Below are 14,781 nucleotides of genomic sequence, written 5' to 3' on the forward strand. Positions count from 1 at the left end.
ACCGACACAACCGACACACGAGACTTCACGGGCCCGCACAGACCTACGGGCCCGCCTTCCGGGGAGAACAGGGGACAACGGAATGGGACTGACCGCGAGGATCCGTACGCGGGACGGATGGGCCGTGTCGCACGCGGTCGTCACGGTGACCGACATGACCGGCACACAGGTGCTGCGCGCCGAGGCGGACGCCGAGGGCGCCGTCCGGGACACCACGCAGCTGGCGCCGGGGGCGTACACCGTCATCGTCACGGCCGTCGGCTACGCGCCCGCCGCCTCCAGCGCCATCGTCACCGCGAGCGGCCGCGCCGAGGTCGGCACCGTGACGCTGGCCCGCCAGGGCGGCACCGAGCTGCCGCCGCCCGGGCCGTGGACCATCGACCCGGCGCACTCCAGCGTGGCCGCGGTCGCCCAGCACCTGGGCATCTCCAGCGTGCACGGCCGCTTCACCGACTTCGCCGGCACGGTCGAGATCGCACCGGACGACGTCACCAAGTCCCGGGTGGAGGCGGTGATCAAGGCGGCCTCCATCGACACCGGCAACGGCATGCGCGACACCCACCTGCGCTCGGCGGACTTCCTGGACGTCGAACGGTTCCCGGAGATCACCTTCCGGTCCACCGGGGTGACCCAGGCCGGCACCGACCGCTGGACCGTCCACGGCGAGCTGGGCCTGCACGGCGTCGTCCGCCCGGTCGACCTGGACCTGGCCTACCTCGGCACCGGCGCCGACCCGTGGGGCGGCACCCGGGCGGCGTTCCGCGCGACCACGGAACTGCGGCGCGAGGACTTCGCCATGAACTACAACCAGGTCCTCCAGGCCGGCATCGCCGCCATCGGCACCACGCTCAGGGTCGAGCTGGACATCCAGGCCGTCCAGGGGGAGTCGCTGCCGGCCGCGTGAGGCGCCGCGAGGTCCGGCGCGGCCGTTCCCACGGCCCGGTGGGCGTCGATCCGCTCCCGGGCCACGAGGAGGCCGGCCGTCCGGCCGACGACGCCGCGGGAGTGCGGGGCGGTGCGCACGCCGGCCGCCGGGGACCGCTGCCGCCCGATGCGCGGGGCCTCGTCCACCGCGTCGGCGGCCCGCACCACGGCGTGCCGGTCCACGACGACCCCGCGGAGGCGCTGCGGGCCGGCGGCGCGCCGTCGTCCTAGGCTGGCGGCATGGCACCCAACATCGCGACCAACACCCGCGTCTCCCTCGACGAGTTGCTGGACTTCGTACGTCCCCGGCACCGCGCGATCCTGCTGACCCGGCGGGCCGACGGCAGCCCGCAGGCGTCACCGCTGACCTGCGGGGTCGACGACTCGGGCCGGATCGTGGTCTCCACCTACCCGGAGCGGGCCAAGACGCGCAACGCCCGGCGGGACGAGCGGGTCGGCCTGGTCGTCCTCAGCGACGAGTGGAACGGACCCTGGGTCCAGGTCGACGGCACGGCGGAGGTCATCGACGCACCCGACTCCGTGGAGCCGCTCGTGGAGTACTACCGCAACATCGCCGGTGAGCACCCCGACTGGGACGAGTACCGGCGGGCCATGGTGGAGCAGGGCAAGTCGATCATCCGGGTGACGCCCGAGAGGTGGGGACCGGTGGCGACGGGCGGCTTCCCGGCCCGCCTGATGAAGGACGACTGAGCGACCGCCGCCGCGGGCCGCCACGACGCCGCCGGACTCCTCGGGGACACCCGTGGCGTCCGGCGACCCGGGCACCGCGCCCGTGGAGGACCGGGAGTACTCGTCCGGGCCCGGGCCGGGATCCGCCGCGCGGCCGAGGACGGGGCCCCGTCGCTGTCCGGGATCCGCCGCTCAGCTGCCGTCGGCCGGCCGCGTGAGGTCGTAGAAGGTGGCCGAGCCCGCCGTGACCTCCTCGAAGGTGGCCTCGACCCAGGAGGTGATCTGCGACGAGCTGCCGGAGCCGCCGCCCATGCCGCCTCCCGCGCCGCCGCCGGAGACGAAGTAGTGGATCTTTCCCTCCTCCACGTACTCCTTGAATTGGGCGAGTGTCGGTGACGGGTCCGTGCCGTTGAAGCCGCCGATCGCCATCACCGGTTCACCGGTGCTGAGCTGGTAGCTCGCGGCGTTCTGGGAGCCGATCGCGGCGGCGACCCACGTGTAGTCGTCGGCGTCGGTCTCCAGCAGCCTCTCGGCCTCGGCGTCGACCCGGGCGCCGTTGAGCAGGCCGCCCATGCCGCCGCCCCGGCCTCCCGTGCCGCCGTCCTCGCCGGTGGCGCCGTTCGGAGCCGTCCGGCCGCCGGGAGGCGTCTGGCCGTTCCGGCTGCCGCCGGGGAAGCCGGTGCCCGGCTGGTTCTGCCCCGGCGCGTTCCCGCCGCCCGGGAAGCCGTCGCCCGGGAAGCCGTCGCCCCCGGGGCCGCCGCCCCGGCCGCCACCGCCCGGACCGCCCCTCGTGCTCGCGCCGGCCGGACCGGCCGTGACGATGGAGCCGCTGTGCCCTTCCCGGACGGTGCTGAGCGTGTACGCGGTCGGCCCGGCCAGCGCCGCCACGACGCCCAGCCCCGCCACCGCGAGCGCGGTCCGCCGCCCCAGCCGTCCGGCGAAGACGAGTCCGAGCGCGGCGGTCAGCCCGCCGACGAGGACCAGCCACCTCAGCCACGGCAGGTAGTCGGGCGTGCGGTTCAGCAGGACGTACCCCCAGGCGGCGGTCGCCGTGACGGCGACGGCGAGCGCCAGGGACGCCGGGACCCGCTCGCGCCGCTGCCACAGGGTCGCGGCGCCCGTGCCGACCACGGCCGCCAGGTAGGGGGCGAGGGCCACCGTGTAGTACTGGTGGAAGATGCCCGCCATGTAGCTGAAGACGGCCATGGTCATCAGCAGCGAGCCGCCCCAGACCAGGAGGGACGCGCGGGTCGCGTCGGTACGGCCGCTGCGGCGCAGGGCGACCAGCGCCGCCGCCAGCAGGATCAGGGCCGCCGGCAGCAGCCAGGAGATCTGGCCGCCGATCTCCGCGTCGAACATCCGGTCCCAGCCGGTCTCGCCCCACTGTCCGCCGGCCCCGCCGCCGGGGCCGCCCCCGCCGCCGACGCTGCCGGTCTCCTCGCCGTTCAGCCGGCCCAGGCCGTTGTAGCCGAAGGTCAGCTCCAGGAAGCTGTTGTTCTGCGAACCGCCGATGTACGGCCGCGACGACGCCGGCCACAGCTCGACGACCGCGACCCACCAGCCGCCGGAGACGACGATCACGGCCGCCGCCAGCGCCAGCTGGCCCAGCCGCTTCTTCAGCGCGACCGGGGCGCAGACGCCGTGGACCAGGGCGAGCGCGGGCAGGATCAGGAAGGCCTGGAGGGTCTTCGCCAGGAACGCGAAGCCGATCGCGACGCCGGCCCACACCAGCCACTTCGTCCGGCCGTCCTCCAGCGCGCGCACGACGAGGTAGCAGGCGACGGACATCAGCAGCGCCAGCAGCGCGTCCGGGTTGTTGAACCGGAACATCAGCGCGGCGACGGGCGTGAGCGCCAGCACCCCGCCCGCGATCAGGCCGGCGGCCGGGCCGGAGCGGCGGCGCACGGCCGCGTACACGACGGCGACCGTCGCGACGCCCATGAGCACCTCGGGGACGAGGATCGACCAGGAACTCAGCCCGAAGACCCGCACCGCCAGCGCCATCGGCCACAGCGCGGCCGGGGGCTTGTCGACGGTGATGGCGTTGCCGGCGTCGAGCGAGCCGAAGAAGAACGCCTTCCAGGACCGGCTGCCCGCCTGCACGGCCGCCGAGTAGAAGGAGTTGGCGTAACCGGAGGCGCTCAGGTCGTAGAGGTAGAGCAGCGCGGTGACCAGCAGCAGGCCGAGGAAGGCCGGGCGCACCCAGCTCGGGTCCTCGGGGCGTCCCCGCCACAGTCCGCGCGGCAGGGCCCGTGCGGGTGGCCGGGGAGGCTGTGCCGGGGGCGGGGCGCCGCTGTCGGCGGGACGCGCATCCCCCTCGTACGTCGTCCGGTCGTGGTGCGTCGTCATCGTCCGTCCCTCGGGTCGGTGTCGGCGGGGCGTACCGGCGTCGGTCGCACGGTGGCGTCGCCCCGGCTGTGTTCCGCGACGTCACCGGCGCGGAACGGGGTCGTCGGGCAGGGGGGCGTGGTGTACGGCATCGGTCCGTGCGGCCGCGGGTCCTGCCGCGTCCCCCGGGCGGGCGGCGCGTCCGGGAACACCCAGGCGCGGAAGAGCAGGAAGCGCAGCACGGTGGCGGCGAGGTTGGCGGCGATCAGCACGGCCAGCTCCGTGGAGTGGGCCGGGTCGGCCGTCGCCGCGCTCAGGGCGGCGAGCGAACCGCTGGTGAGAGCCAGGCCGATGCCGAAGACGACCAGCCCCTGCGCCTGGTGGCGCACCGCGCCGCCCCGGCCGCGCACCCCGAAGGTCAGCCGCCGGTTGGCGGCGGTGTTGGCGACCGCGGAGACCAGCAGGGCGAGCGCGTTGGCGAGCTGGGATCCGGCGAGGACGCGGAAGCCGCTGTAGAGCACCAGGTAGAAGAGGGTGGACAGGACCCCGACGACGCAGAAGCCGACGAGCTGCCGGGCCAGGCCCTGCGGTACGTCCTCGATGTCCCGGTCGCGCGGGTCGTCGCCGAACGGCCGGGCCAGCCGGTCCAGGGGCAGCGAACCGGTGGCCAGGGCCTTGCCGACCCGCCACACGCCCTTGAGGTCGTCGGTGGCCGTCTTCACGATGTGCACGGTGGAGTCCGGGTCGTCGATCCAGTCGACCGGCACCTCGTGGATGCGCAGCCCGGCCCGCTCGGCGAGCACCAGCAGCTCGGTGTCGAAGAACCAGCCGGTGTCCTCGACCAGCGGCAGCAGCACCCGGGCGACGTCCCGGCGGATCGCCTTGAAGCCGCACTGGGCGTCGGAGAAGCGGGCCTGGAGGGAGCCGCGCAGGATGAGGTTGTAGGTGCGGGAGACGAACTCCCGCTTGGCGCCGCGCACGACCCGGGAGCTGCGGGCGAGCCGGGAGCCGATCGCCAGGTCGGAGTGACCGGAGATCAGCGGGGCGACCAGCGGCAGCAGCGCGTTCAGGTCGGTGGACAGGTCGACGTCCATGTAGGCGAGGACCGGGGCGTCGGAGGCCGACCAGACGGTGTGCAGGGCCCGGCCTCGGCCCTTCTGCTCCAGCCGGGAGGACCTGACCTCGTCGAACTCCGCCGCCAGCCGCGCCGCCACGTGCGGGGTGGCGTCCGTGGAGGCGTTGTCCGCGACCGTGATGCGGAACGCGTACGGGAAGGTGCGGGTGAGGTGCTCGTGCAGTCTCAGGACGCACGGCCCCAGGTCCTTCTCCTCGTTGTGGACGGGGATCACCACGTCCAGGACAGGCGTACCGGCTCCCGCGGCCGGGAGGTGCTCCCGCGCCGGCAGGGAACCGGGGGAAGAGTCGGTTCGCATGGGACCGACTCTTCTCAAGTCCCCTGTCGTGTCGGTGTGGTGAGGCTGTGCCGTACCTGTGACTGCGGTCGCGCGCCGTCCCGCGCGGGTGGTGCGGGCGGTGTGGGCGGCGCGGGCAGTACGGGCGGCGCGGGGAGCGCGGGCAGGTGCACGGTGAAGACCGTCCGGCCCGGCACGCTGTCGACGGTCACACCGCCGCCGTGCGCGGTCGTCACGGCCTGCACGATGGCGAGCCCGAGGCCCGTCGAGCCGGTCGCCCGGGACCGCGCGGAGTCGCCGCGCGCGAAGCGTTCGAAGACGTGCGGCAGCAGCGCGGACGGGATGCCCGGCCCGTCGTCCTCGACGTCCACGCACAGCCAGGACCCGCTGTGCCGCACCCGCGCGGTGACGGTCGTACCGGGCGGGGTGTGGGTGCGGGCGTTGGCCAGCAGGTTGACCAGCACCTGCTGGAGCCGGGCGGCGTCCGCCGGCACCGGCGCCGGTTCGTCGGGCAGGTCGAGCCGCCAGACGTGGTCGAGGCCGGCCGCGCGGGCGTCGCTGACGGTGTCCACGACGAGCGGGACGAGGTCGGTCCGCTCGAACCGCAGCGGCCGCCCGGCGTCCAGGCGGGCGAGCAGCAGCAGGTCCTCGACCAGCAGGGTCATGCGCCCGGCCTCGGACTCGATGCGGCCCAGCGCGTGCCGGGTGTCGGGGCCGACCTGTTCGCGTCCCCGGCGGGTGAGTTCGGCGTACCCGCGGATGGAGGCGAGGGGCGTGCGCAGTTCGTGGCTGGCGTCGGCGACGAACCGCCGTACCCGCGTCTCGCTCTCCTGCCGTGCGTGCAGGGCCCCGTGCACGTGGTCCAGCATCCGGTTGAGCGCGGCTCCGACCCGGCCGACCTCGGTGTGCGGGTCGCACTCGGACTCGGGGACGCGTTCGTCGAGGTTCACCTCGCCCGCGTGCAGGGGCAGTTCGGAGACGCGGCCGGCGGTGGCGGCGACCCTGCGCAGGGGACGGGTGGCGACGCCGACGATGACGGTCCCGGCGAGGGAGGCCGCGACGAGACCGGCGGCGGTGACGCTGGCCTCCACGAGGACCAGGGTGCTGATGGTGCCGGTGACGCCGGAGGTCGGGAGGGCGGCGTAGTAGCCGTCGCGGTACTTCACGCGGTAGTCGCCGAGGCCGGGGATCCCGACGGTGTGCGTGCCGCCGTCCTGGGGGACGGAGGCCAGCGCGGCGCGCTGAGCCCGGCTGAGGGAGACCGCCGCCGTCCTGCTGAGGTCGGTGCTCTCGTCGTCCCTCCTGCCGTACTTGGCGTCGACGACGACACCGCCCCGCACCTCGGCGACGATCGTGCCGCGCGGCTGCGGCCCGTGCCTGACGAACTCGTCGAGGTCCATCCTCTGCGGGGACCCGCCGCCCTCGGGTCCGCCCGGCGGTCCGAAGCCGGACACGCGCATCGCGACCTCGTGCACCTGCCCGTCCAGCTGCTCGTACAGGTGGGACCGCAACGCCACCGTCGTCACCGTGCCGATCACCGCGCACACCACCGCGATCAGCGCCACCGACGCGACGACGAGCCGCGTCCGCAGGGTCCGCGGCCGCGGCCGTCGCCGTCGGCGGTTCACGACACCGCGGGCTTGATCAGGTAACCGGCACCGCGCCGGGTGTGGATCATCGGCTCGCGTCCGGCGTCGATCTTCCGGCGCAGGTAGGAGATGTACAGCTCGACCACGTTGGCCTGCCCGCCGAAGTCGTAGGACCAGACCCGGTCCAGGATCTGCGCCTTGCTGAGCACGCGTCGCGGATTGCGCATCAGGAAGCGCAGCAGCTCGAACTCGGTGGCGGTGAGGTGGATGCCGTCGCCGCCGCGGGTGACCTCGTGGCTGTCCTCGTCGAGGGTGAGGTCGCCGACGACGAGGACGGAGTCGGAGCGCCGGTCGGCGGCGCCCGAGCGGCGGATCAGGCCGCGCAGCCGGGCGACGACCTCCTCCAGACTGAACGGCTTGGTGACGTAGTCGTCCCCGCCCGCGGTCAGCCCGGCGATCCGGTCCTCGACCGCGTCCTTGGCGGTCAGGAAGAGCACCGGCACGTCCGGCAGGTCGCGGCGCAGCCGCCCCAGCACGCTCAGCCCGTCCATGTCGGGCAGCATCATGTCCAGGACGACGGCGTCGGGCCGGAACTCGCGCGCCGCCTGGACGGCGCCGTGCCCGTCACCGGCGCTGCGGATCTGCCAGCCCTCGTAGCGCAGGGCCATGGACAGCAGTTCGGTGATGGACAGCTCGTCGTCCACCACGAGCACCCGGACGGGGCTCCCGTCCGGCCTCAGCAGTTCGGTGCGCCCCTGGGGCGAGATCGTGGTCATACCGGGCACGATGCCGGGGCGCTCTGAGAGCACTCTTTCCCCGGGCTGTGATTTCTCTGAGAAACCCACAGGGGCCTCTCAGGAACCTCCCGGGCACACCGCAGGCCGGCGACCGGCTTCGGCCACCCGTCGTCCCCGGGCCGGTCCCCGGGCCGGTCCCCGGTCAGCCCTCGGGCAGCCCGAACAGCCGGGCCGCGTTGTCGTGGCACACGCCCCGCAGCCACGCGTCCCCCAGCTCCAGCCGCTCCAGCGCGTGCAGCTGGTGCAGGTAGGGATAGGGGATGTTGGGGAAGTCCGACCCGAGCAGGACCCGGTCGCCGAGCTCCGCCAGCCGGGGCAGGGCCCGCCGGGGGAAGGGGGCGAGACGCTCGCTGAAGTCGGTGAACGCCATGGTCGTGTCCAGCCGCACCTCGCCGTACCGCTCGGCGAGGTCCAGGAAGTCCTCGTACTCCGGCATCCCCATGTGCGCGACGACCAGCCGCAGCCGGGGGTGCCTCGCCAGCACCCGCGCGATCGGCTCCGGCCCGGTGTGCTTGCCCGGCGCGGGCCCGGAACCGCAGTGGATCACCACCGGGACCCCCGCCTCGGCGAGCACCCCCCAGGCACCGTCGAGCAGCTCGTCTGCGGGGTCGTACGCGCCCACCTGCACGTGGGCCTTGAAGACCCGTGCCCCCGCCTCGACGGCCCGGCCGACGTACGCCTCGACGCCGGGCTCCGGGAAGAGGGTGGAGGTGTGCAGGCAGTCGGGTGTCCGGCGGGCGAAGTCCACCGCCCAGTCGTTCAGCCACTGCGCCATGCCCGGTTTGTGCGGGTACAGCATGGCGGTGAAGGCCCGCACCCCGAACTCCCGGAGCAGTACCGTCCGTTCTTCCTCCTTCTTCCGGTAGGTGATCGGCCACTCCACCCCGCCGGTCAGCGGACCGAGCGCGTCGAAGTACCCCCAGACCTTGCGCAGCACCCGCTCGGGCATGAAGTGCGTGTGCACGTCGACGAGGCCGGGCAGCCCGAGCCCCTCCCAGAAGCCACGGACGTGCCGGACCTCCTCGGGGCCGGCCCCCGGTGCGATGCGGTGATCACTCATGCGGCCCACGATCTCCCCGGAAGCCGGACGGGGTCCACCTCCCGGCCGAAGAGGACGCCCGCTCAGAAGAGCCCGTCCTGAACCCCGGCGGGATCATCGAACTCCCGCACGGGGACGTCGCACCGGTCCCCCTCGACGGCCACCAGCTCCCACCCCGTCATCAGCCGCGTGTCGAGCACGACGACTCCCCGCTCCGTCGCCAGGTGCAGATCCGGCCCGGCGGCCGCCACCAGCTCGCCCCCGACCGCGCCGCCCGCCACCAGCTCGACCACCTCCCCCACGGCTCCCGGCCCCCGGTCCCCCTCCGCGAGCCCGAACGCCCGCACGTGATCGACGCTCCGGAACGGCTCCGGCGTCAGCGACTCCGGCCAGCCCCCGAGCGCCACCGCCCGCCCGTGCAACTCGGCGATCTCCGCCGCCCGCTCCTCCTCCGTCGCCGGCAGCGCGGCCCGCACCGCCCGCTTCCGGGCGTACGGAATGCGATCGGGCACCCGCAGCGCGGCCCGCAGCAGTTCCTCGGTCCGCCGCGCGGCCATCAACGGCCCGGTCCCCAGCCAGCTGAAACACACCGCTCCCTGCTCCAGCAGCCGGGCCGTCCCCCTCTCCGCCCCGGTGATCCCCACCTTGACCAGCCCCGGCCCGAACCACGCCAGATACACCCGGTACGGCCGCGGATCGTCGGCGATCGTGTCCGCGGCCACCGAGTGCGCCCGGTCCAGCCGCGCGCACTCCCCGCACCGCGCCCCCGCGCTCCGTCCCGGCACGACCGACCCGAGGGGACACGCGTGCCCCCGCGCCCCGACACACGTCCGCACACCCCCTGCCGCGATCCCGAAAGCCACCCGTTTCCCCCTGGACAGCGCGCTGCGCCGGCCACCGACCCACATCAGCACGGGGTCGCCCGCCACCCACCGCAGCCCCGCGCACTTCCATGCCTGTGCCATCGCCCCGAGCGTACGAGCCGGCACCGACATCACAGGGCGTGTGACATGAGTCACAGAAAAATGCGGCCGTCCGGAACAACTATCCCCGTCCGTCCACTTTATCCCGGCGAATACCTGACACCAAGAAAGGAGAACCGGGAAAGGAGAAGCCCGTATTTTACGTTCCCTATAAACTCGTCGGCATTCTGGCCACGCTGCGCGATTCGCAGCGGCCATTACTTTCTCTCTTTCACCAGGCCAGCAGGAAAGGTCCTCAGTGAAGCTTCGCCGTTCCCTCGCCGTGGCCGCCGCCGTCGCGGTGGCCGCGCCCGTCGCGCTCTTCGCCGCCACGCCGGCACTCGCCGCCGGAACGCCCACGGCGCAGACGCAGAACCAGCCGACCTACGCGGAGTTGGTGAAGGCCGCCACCGACACGAAGAAGGCGTACGAAGAGGCCGTCACCGCCGCGGAGGAGGGTCGGAAGGAGCTCGAGGCCACCCTGGCCGCCCTGCATTCCGACACCCACCCGCTCAAGGCGGCCACGATCACCGCGAACAAGGCGGCCAAGGACGCGGCGGACGCCAAAACCGCCGCCGAGCAGGCCGTCGCGGACGCCGAGGCCGCACTCGAAGCGGCCGAGAACGACACCGAAAAGGCCGAGGCGCAGAAAGCCCTCGAAACCGCCGAGGCCGATCTGACGAAGGCCGTCGAGGCCCAGCAGAAGGCCGACGCGACGGCCGAGGCGGCCCAGACCGCGCTGGACGACGCCAGGGTGGCGGCCGTCCGCGAGTACAGCGTCCTCCAGGACACCCGTGACAAGGCCCTCAAGGCCAAGGACGCCGCCGCGGCGGCGCTCGCCGCCGCCAAGGAGTGCGTCCGCGAGAAGGGGCTGACCTCGCTCGCGGTGGGACTGCCGTCCAAGGTCGTCGCCGGCAGCACCGTCGACTTCACCCTCCGCGTGACCAACGGCACCGCGCGCACGCTGACGGTGGACCCCCTGGTCTTCATCCACCTGGAGAGCGAACAGAAGGAGGGGAAGAACCCGTTGGAGGTGGAGTGGTCCAACGGTTCGGACTGGCAGCCCCTTTCCGACGACGGGCCGGTGCACATCGCGCGCGTGGACGTCATGGAGCCGGGCGAGCAGAGCGACGTGAAGCTGCGGATGAAGGTCGACTCCAAGGCCCAGGCCGCCGACGCCTTCGCCCTGTTCGCGAGTGACGCCTCCGACGCGTACAACCCCTGCGTCCTGGGTCCGATGAAGCGCTACGACTTCGCGCTCCTACCCGCGGGCAGCGAGCCCGGCACGGTCGACGAGGCCCAGCCCGGCAGCCCCGGGGAGAACGACGACAAGCGTCCGGACACCGCGAAGCCCGGCACGGACCCGGGTACGGGTACGGGCACGGGCACGGGCACGGGCACGGGCACGGGCACCTCGCCCCAGGGCGGCACGTCCGAGCAGGCGGTGGTCACGGGCACGAGCACGGGCGGCAGCCTCGCCGCGACCGGAGCGTCCTCCACGACGACGCTCGCCCTCACGAGCGCCCTCACCGCCGCCCTCGGCGCCGGCGCGGTCTTCGCCGTACGCCGCCGCAGGGCCGCGGACACCGTCTGATCTCGAACAGCGAAGGGTCCGGGTCCCGGGAAACCTCCCGCAGGACCCGGACCCGGCAGCACCGCTGCACTGCCGGAAAACGCCGAAGGCCCCGGATCACTCCGGGGCCTTCGTCCTGTGTGCACTCGGCAGGATTCGAACCTGCAACCTTCTGATCCGTAGTCAGATGCTCTATCCGTTAAGCTACGAGTGCTTGTCTTTTCTGTTTTCCCGCCGCTCCCGGTCCTTTCGGCCCGCTCGCGGCGACAGGAAGAACATTACATGACTGCCGCCGTCATGTGAAATCCGATTGCCACACCCCTTGTGACCTGCGGAAACGTCACCACGGGCGCAACGGGGCAGCAGCAGCGGGACGGCGACGGGGCGGCCGCGGGACCCGGACGACGACGAAGCCCCGGCCACAGGGGCCGGGGCTTCGTCGATCGTGTGCGGAGGCGGAGGGATTTGAACCCTCGATGGGCTTTAAGACCCAAACCGCATTAGCAGTGCGGCGCCATAGACCGGACTAGGCGACGCCTCCAGACAACATCACCATCTCGCGTGCGAGCGCGAGTGGCGCGTGCCGATGATGACACAGTCGAGCGTGCTGTCACCAATCGACCCCCACGGTACTAGGCGGGCGGGCCGCAGGGCAAAGCCCTTACGGCGTGGCCGCGCAACGTCCGGCACGGTGGGGCGTTGGACAGGGCATGCCGCTGATCACCCGCCTCGTCGCCGCCCGCCTCCTCGGCGCGGCCGCCGTGTCCGTCGCCGTCCTCGTCCCCCTGGTCGCCGGGCCCGCGGCCGCGCACGCCGACCCCGTCCCCCGCGCCGGTGCGGGAGCCGGCGCGCTGATGCCGCCGCCGGTCCGCGCCGAGGACCGGGCCGGTGATCACCTGACGGTCACCGTCCGGGACGCCGGCGCGGGCGCGGACGGGACGTACGAGCTGCACTGCCACCCCGACGGCGGCAGCCACCCCGATCCGGCCGGCGCCTGTGCCGTGCTCGACCGGGGCACGCGCTGGGGGCAGGACGCCTTCGCACCGGTTCCGGAGGGCAGCGTCTGCACCCTGCAGTACGGCGGACCGGCCACCGCGCACGTCACCGGCGTCTGGGCCGGCCGTCCCGTCGACGCGCGCTTCGACCGGGGCGACGGCTGCCGGGTCTCCCGCTGGAACCGCCTGGTGCCGTTGCTTCCCGACCTGCGGGCGCCCGCGGGGGCGTAGCCGGTCCGGCACGTGGCCGGAGCTTCCGGTTCCGGGCCGGGGCCCGGAACCGGCCCCGGCCGGGGCGGCACTCGCTCACACGTTCTGCGTCACTTCCTCGTGCGACCTCCCTCCCATCCCGCGCCGCCGACCGGCCCCCAGCGCTTAGACTCCCTCGCGTGACACGCTGCGGGCCGGTTGGCAAGATGGCCCGGGCGGTCGGCAAGTGCGGTAACAGGAGGGAAGCGTCTCGTGAGCAGCAGGCCATCCCGAGGCGCTGCTCGCCTCGCAGCCATACTGGACGCCCTGCCCGACGCGTTGGTCCTGGTCAACGCCAACGGCACCGTCGTCAACGCGAACTCCATCGCGCTGGAGGCCTTCGAGGCGCCGGGCACCGCGCTGGTCGGACGCGGGCTGCTGGACCTGCTGCCGCAGTTCGACTCGCGGCTCATCCCCGGCTCCATGCGACGGCCGGACCACATCGACCCGCGGGCGCGCACCAAGCCGACGCGGATGGTCGCCCGGCGCACCGACGGCACCGAGTTCCCCGTCGAGGTCGCCAGCGCCAACCTGGAGAACGGGCAGCAGGCCTACGACGGCTACGGCTACACCGGCGACGAGCTGCTGATGCTCGTCGTCCGCGACCTGACCGGCACCATCGACACCGAGGCCGAGCTGGCGCGTTCGCAGCGGCAGACCGAGATGATCCTGCGGGCCGCCTCCGAGGGCGTCGTGGGCACGGACACCGACGGGCGCATCGTCCTGGTCAATCCGGCCGCCGCCCAGATCCTGGGCTACCGGGCCAGTGACCTCGGCGGCCGCGAGCTGCACACCCTCGTCCTGCACTCGCGCGCCGACGGCTCCCCCTTCCCGTACGACGAGTCCCCGCTCGCCGACACCCTGCGCTCCGGGCGCAAGCACCGGGTGCGCGGGCAGGTGCTGTACTCCAAGAGCGGCGACAAGCTGCCGGTCGACCTGACGACCGCGCCCGTGCGCGACGGCGACCAGCTCGTCGGCGCCGTGATGACCTTCACCGACCGGCGGCCCTACGACACCCTCGTCAAGGAGCACGAGGAGGCGGAGCAGCGGCACGCCGAGGAGCTGGAGCGGCTGGCCGAGGAGCACGCCTCCGAGCTGACCGCGCTGCGCCAACAGCACGTGACCGAGCTGGAGGAACTGCGCGAGAAGCACGCGGAGGAACTCGCGGCGAACGAGGACCGCTACGCCGCGCTCGGTGAGCGGGAGAAGGACCGGTACGAGGCGCTCGCCGCCCGGCACGAGCAGCTGCTCACCCTCCTCGGGACCTCCCTGCGCGGGCCGCTGGAGGAGCTGCGCCAGGAACTGGCCGCGCTGGCCTCCGACGACGCCGGGCAGCTGTGGCCCGAGGCCAACCAGGTGCTCCACCACCTGTCGGCCGGCTACTCGCGCATCACCACCCTCATCGACAACGTCCTCGGCTACCAGCGCCTCGACGTCGGGAGCGAGAAGATCTCCCGTACGAAGGTGATGCTGGACGCCGTCGTCGCCTCCGGTGTCGACGGGGCCGTCGAGCTGGTCGGTCCGGGACGGGTGCAGTTCGCGGTGCACGCGCCGCCCATCGAGGCCGAGGTCGACCCCCGGCTGCTGGCCACCGCGCTGGCGCACCTCGTCGCGGACGTCGCGGGCGTCGACGCGACCGGCAACACGCCGGTGCCGGCGGGCGGTTACCTGGACAACACCGTCGTCGTGGCGGCGGCGCAGCGCGGCGAGGTCGTACGGATCGAGGTGCGCGGGCCGTACGCCGGGGGAGACCCGGTGCACGAACCGATCGTCCGCGGGATCGTCCGGGCGCACGGCGGCGTGCTGCAGACGCACGAGGTGCCGGGCATGAGCGGCAGCGCGTACGTCCTGGAGGTGCCGATCGGGGGCGGGGCGGGGGCCGTCGCGGCCGAGGCCCCGGCCACCGGCGCGGAGGACGTCCAGGAGGTCCCGGCCCTCCAGGGTCCCGCCGGTGGCGGGCGGCGACGGGCCCGGCGGCCGTCCGTCGACGCCTTCCTGGAGGGCGACGCCGAGGAACCGCCCGCCGAGGGCGCCGACGGCACCGCCGGCCCCGGGGCGGAGGGCGGTACGCCGACCGGGCGGCGCAGGCGGCGTGCGGTCCAGGAGCCGGCGCCGACCGCCCTTCCCCTGCCGGCACAGGCGTCGCCGGCCGAGGGGTCCGGCGGTACCGGGCGCCGGCGGGGACGGCCCGCGGAGGACGCGGGCGACGCCCTGCCCGGGCCG

Annotated in this window: 12 protein-coding genes and 2 tRNA genes; 6 read left to right on the forward strand and 8 right to left on the reverse strand. The window is 73.8% G+C overall.

Translation table 11 applies throughout. From position 1 onward, the window contains the following. Window positions 1–82 precede the first annotated feature (82 nt). From JHAT_RS29355 to JHAT_RS29365, 3 genes are read left to right on the forward strand one after another with little or no spacing between them, the layout of a single operon-like run. A complete protein-coding gene (locus JHAT_RS29355) occupies window positions 83–904 on the forward strand; it encodes a YceI family protein (RefSeq protein WP_077801311.1) in 822 nt (273 codons plus the stop codon). After that, window positions 901–1,155, forward strand: a complete 255-nt coding sequence (locus tag JHAT_RS29360) for a hypothetical protein (RefSeq protein WP_077801312.1) — start codon at window positions 901–903, stop codon at window positions 1,153–1,155. Before JHAT_RS29355 ends, JHAT_RS29360 begins: the two co-directional genes overlap by 4 nt. Before the next feature lie 9 nt (window positions 1,156–1,164). Further along, complete coding sequence (locus JHAT_RS29365) at window positions 1,165–1,635, forward strand: PPOX class F420-dependent oxidoreductase (RefSeq protein ID WP_077801313.1); 471 nt, start codon at window positions 1,165–1,167, stop codon at window positions 1,633–1,635. Window positions 1,636–1,806: 171 nt separating this feature from the next. On the opposite strand, the gene JHAT_RS29370 is transcribed toward JHAT_RS29365, so the two are convergent. From JHAT_RS29370 to JHAT_RS29395, 6 genes are all read right to left on the reverse strand, one after another. Beyond that, window positions 1,807–3,963, reverse strand: a complete 2,157-nt coding sequence (locus JHAT_RS29370; RefSeq protein ID WP_077801314.1) for a glycosyltransferase family 39 protein — start codon at window positions 3,961–3,963, stop codon at window positions 1,807–1,809. Further along, the gene (locus tag JHAT_RS29375; protein ID WP_077801315.1) at window positions 3,960–5,375 is read right to left on the reverse strand and encodes a bifunctional glycosyltransferase family 2/GtrA family protein; all 1,416 of its coding nucleotides are present in this window, start codon (window positions 5,373–5,375) and stop codon (window positions 3,960–3,962) included. The genes JHAT_RS29370 and JHAT_RS29375 overlap by 4 nt, the downstream gene beginning before the upstream one ends. A gap of 14 nt (window positions 5,376–5,389) precedes the next feature. Beyond that, on the reverse strand, window positions 5,390–6,982 hold the full coding sequence (locus tag JHAT_RS29380; RefSeq protein WP_077801316.1) for a cell wall metabolism sensor histidine kinase WalK: 1,593 nt from the start codon (window positions 6,980–6,982) through the stop codon (window positions 5,390–5,392). Next, window positions 6,979–7,719: a response regulator transcription factor gene (locus JHAT_RS29385; protein ID WP_171991118.1), complete on the reverse strand. Its 741-nt coding sequence runs from the start codon at window positions 7,717–7,719 to the stop codon at window positions 6,979–6,981. The genes JHAT_RS29380 and JHAT_RS29385 overlap by 4 nt, the downstream gene beginning before the upstream one ends. A 163-nt stretch (window positions 7,720–7,882) precedes the next feature. Continuing rightward, entirely contained in the window at window positions 7,883–8,800 is a 918-nt protein-coding gene (locus JHAT_RS29390) for an amidohydrolase family protein (RefSeq protein WP_077801318.1), read from the reverse strand. A gap of 62 nt (window positions 8,801–8,862) precedes the next feature. Further along, window positions 8,863–9,744: a DUF2797 domain-containing protein gene (locus tag JHAT_RS29395; RefSeq protein ID WP_077801323.1), complete on the reverse strand. Its 882-nt coding sequence runs from the start codon at window positions 9,742–9,744 to the stop codon at window positions 8,863–8,865. A 256-nt stretch (window positions 9,745–10,000) separates the two neighbouring features. On the opposite strand from JHAT_RS29395, the gene JHAT_RS29400 reads away from it, so the two are divergent. Then, window positions 10,001–11,335, forward strand: a complete 1,335-nt coding sequence (locus tag JHAT_RS29400; protein WP_171991119.1) for an LPXTG cell wall anchor domain-containing protein — start codon at window positions 10,001–10,003, stop codon at window positions 11,333–11,335. A 120-nt stretch (window positions 11,336–11,455) separates the two neighbouring features. Here JHAT_RS29400 and JHAT_RS29405 read toward each other — a convergent pair. Both JHAT_RS29405 and JHAT_RS29410 read right to left on the reverse strand, forming a co-directional pair. Next, window positions 11,456–11,528 (reverse strand) — tRNA-Arg (locus JHAT_RS29405). Between the two features lie 236 nt (window positions 11,529–11,764). Beyond that, a tRNA-Ser gene (locus tag JHAT_RS29410) sits at window positions 11,765–11,855 on the reverse strand. A gap of 169 nt (window positions 11,856–12,024) precedes the next feature. On the opposite strand from JHAT_RS29410, the gene JHAT_RS29415 reads away from it, so the two are divergent. Further along, window positions 12,025–12,540: an SSI family serine proteinase inhibitor gene (locus JHAT_RS29415; RefSeq protein WP_077801320.1), complete on the forward strand. Its 516-nt coding sequence runs from the start codon at window positions 12,025–12,027 to the stop codon at window positions 12,538–12,540. A 231-nt stretch (window positions 12,541–12,771) separates the two neighbouring features. Continuing rightward, window positions 12,772–14,781 (forward strand): PAS domain-containing protein (locus JHAT_RS29420; protein WP_143660535.1); only part of this gene is annotated, 2,010 nt, incomplete at its 3' end.

Source organism: Streptomyces sp. JHA26 (genome assembly GCF_002005565.1).
In the GTDB taxonomy this organism is placed as follows: domain Bacteria; phylum Actinomycetota; class Actinomycetes; order Streptomycetales; family Streptomycetaceae; genus Streptomyces.

Coding starts and splice junctions, on each gene's coding strand:
- JHAT_RS29355 (WP_077801311.1), top strand. CDS start 83: ATGGGACTGACCGCGAGGATCCGTACGCGGGACGGATGGGCCGTGTCG.
- JHAT_RS29365 (WP_077801313.1), top strand. CDS start 1,165: ATGGCACCCAACATCGCGACCAACACCCGCGTCTCCCTCGACGAGTTG.
- JHAT_RS29370 (WP_077801314.1), bottom strand. CDS start 3,963: ATGACGACGCACCACGACCGGACGACGTACGAGGGGGATGCGCGTCCC.
- JHAT_RS29375 (WP_077801315.1), bottom strand. CDS start 5,375: ATGCGAACCGACTCTTCCCCCGGTTCCCTGCCGGCGCGGGAGCACCTC.
- JHAT_RS29385 (WP_171991118.1), bottom strand. CDS start 7,719: ATGACCACGATCTCGCCCCAGGGGCGCACCGAACTGCTGAGGCCGGAC.
- JHAT_RS29390 (WP_077801318.1), bottom strand. CDS start 8,800: ATGAGTGATCACCGCATCGCACCGGGGGCCGGCCCCGAGGAGGTCCGG.
- JHAT_RS29395 (WP_077801323.1), bottom strand. CDS start 9,744: ATGGCACAGGCATGGAAGTGCGCGGGGCTGCGGTGGGTGGCGGGCGAC.
- JHAT_RS29415 (WP_077801320.1), top strand. CDS start 12,025: ATGCCGCTGATCACCCGCCTCGTCGCCGCCCGCCTCCTCGGCGCGGCC.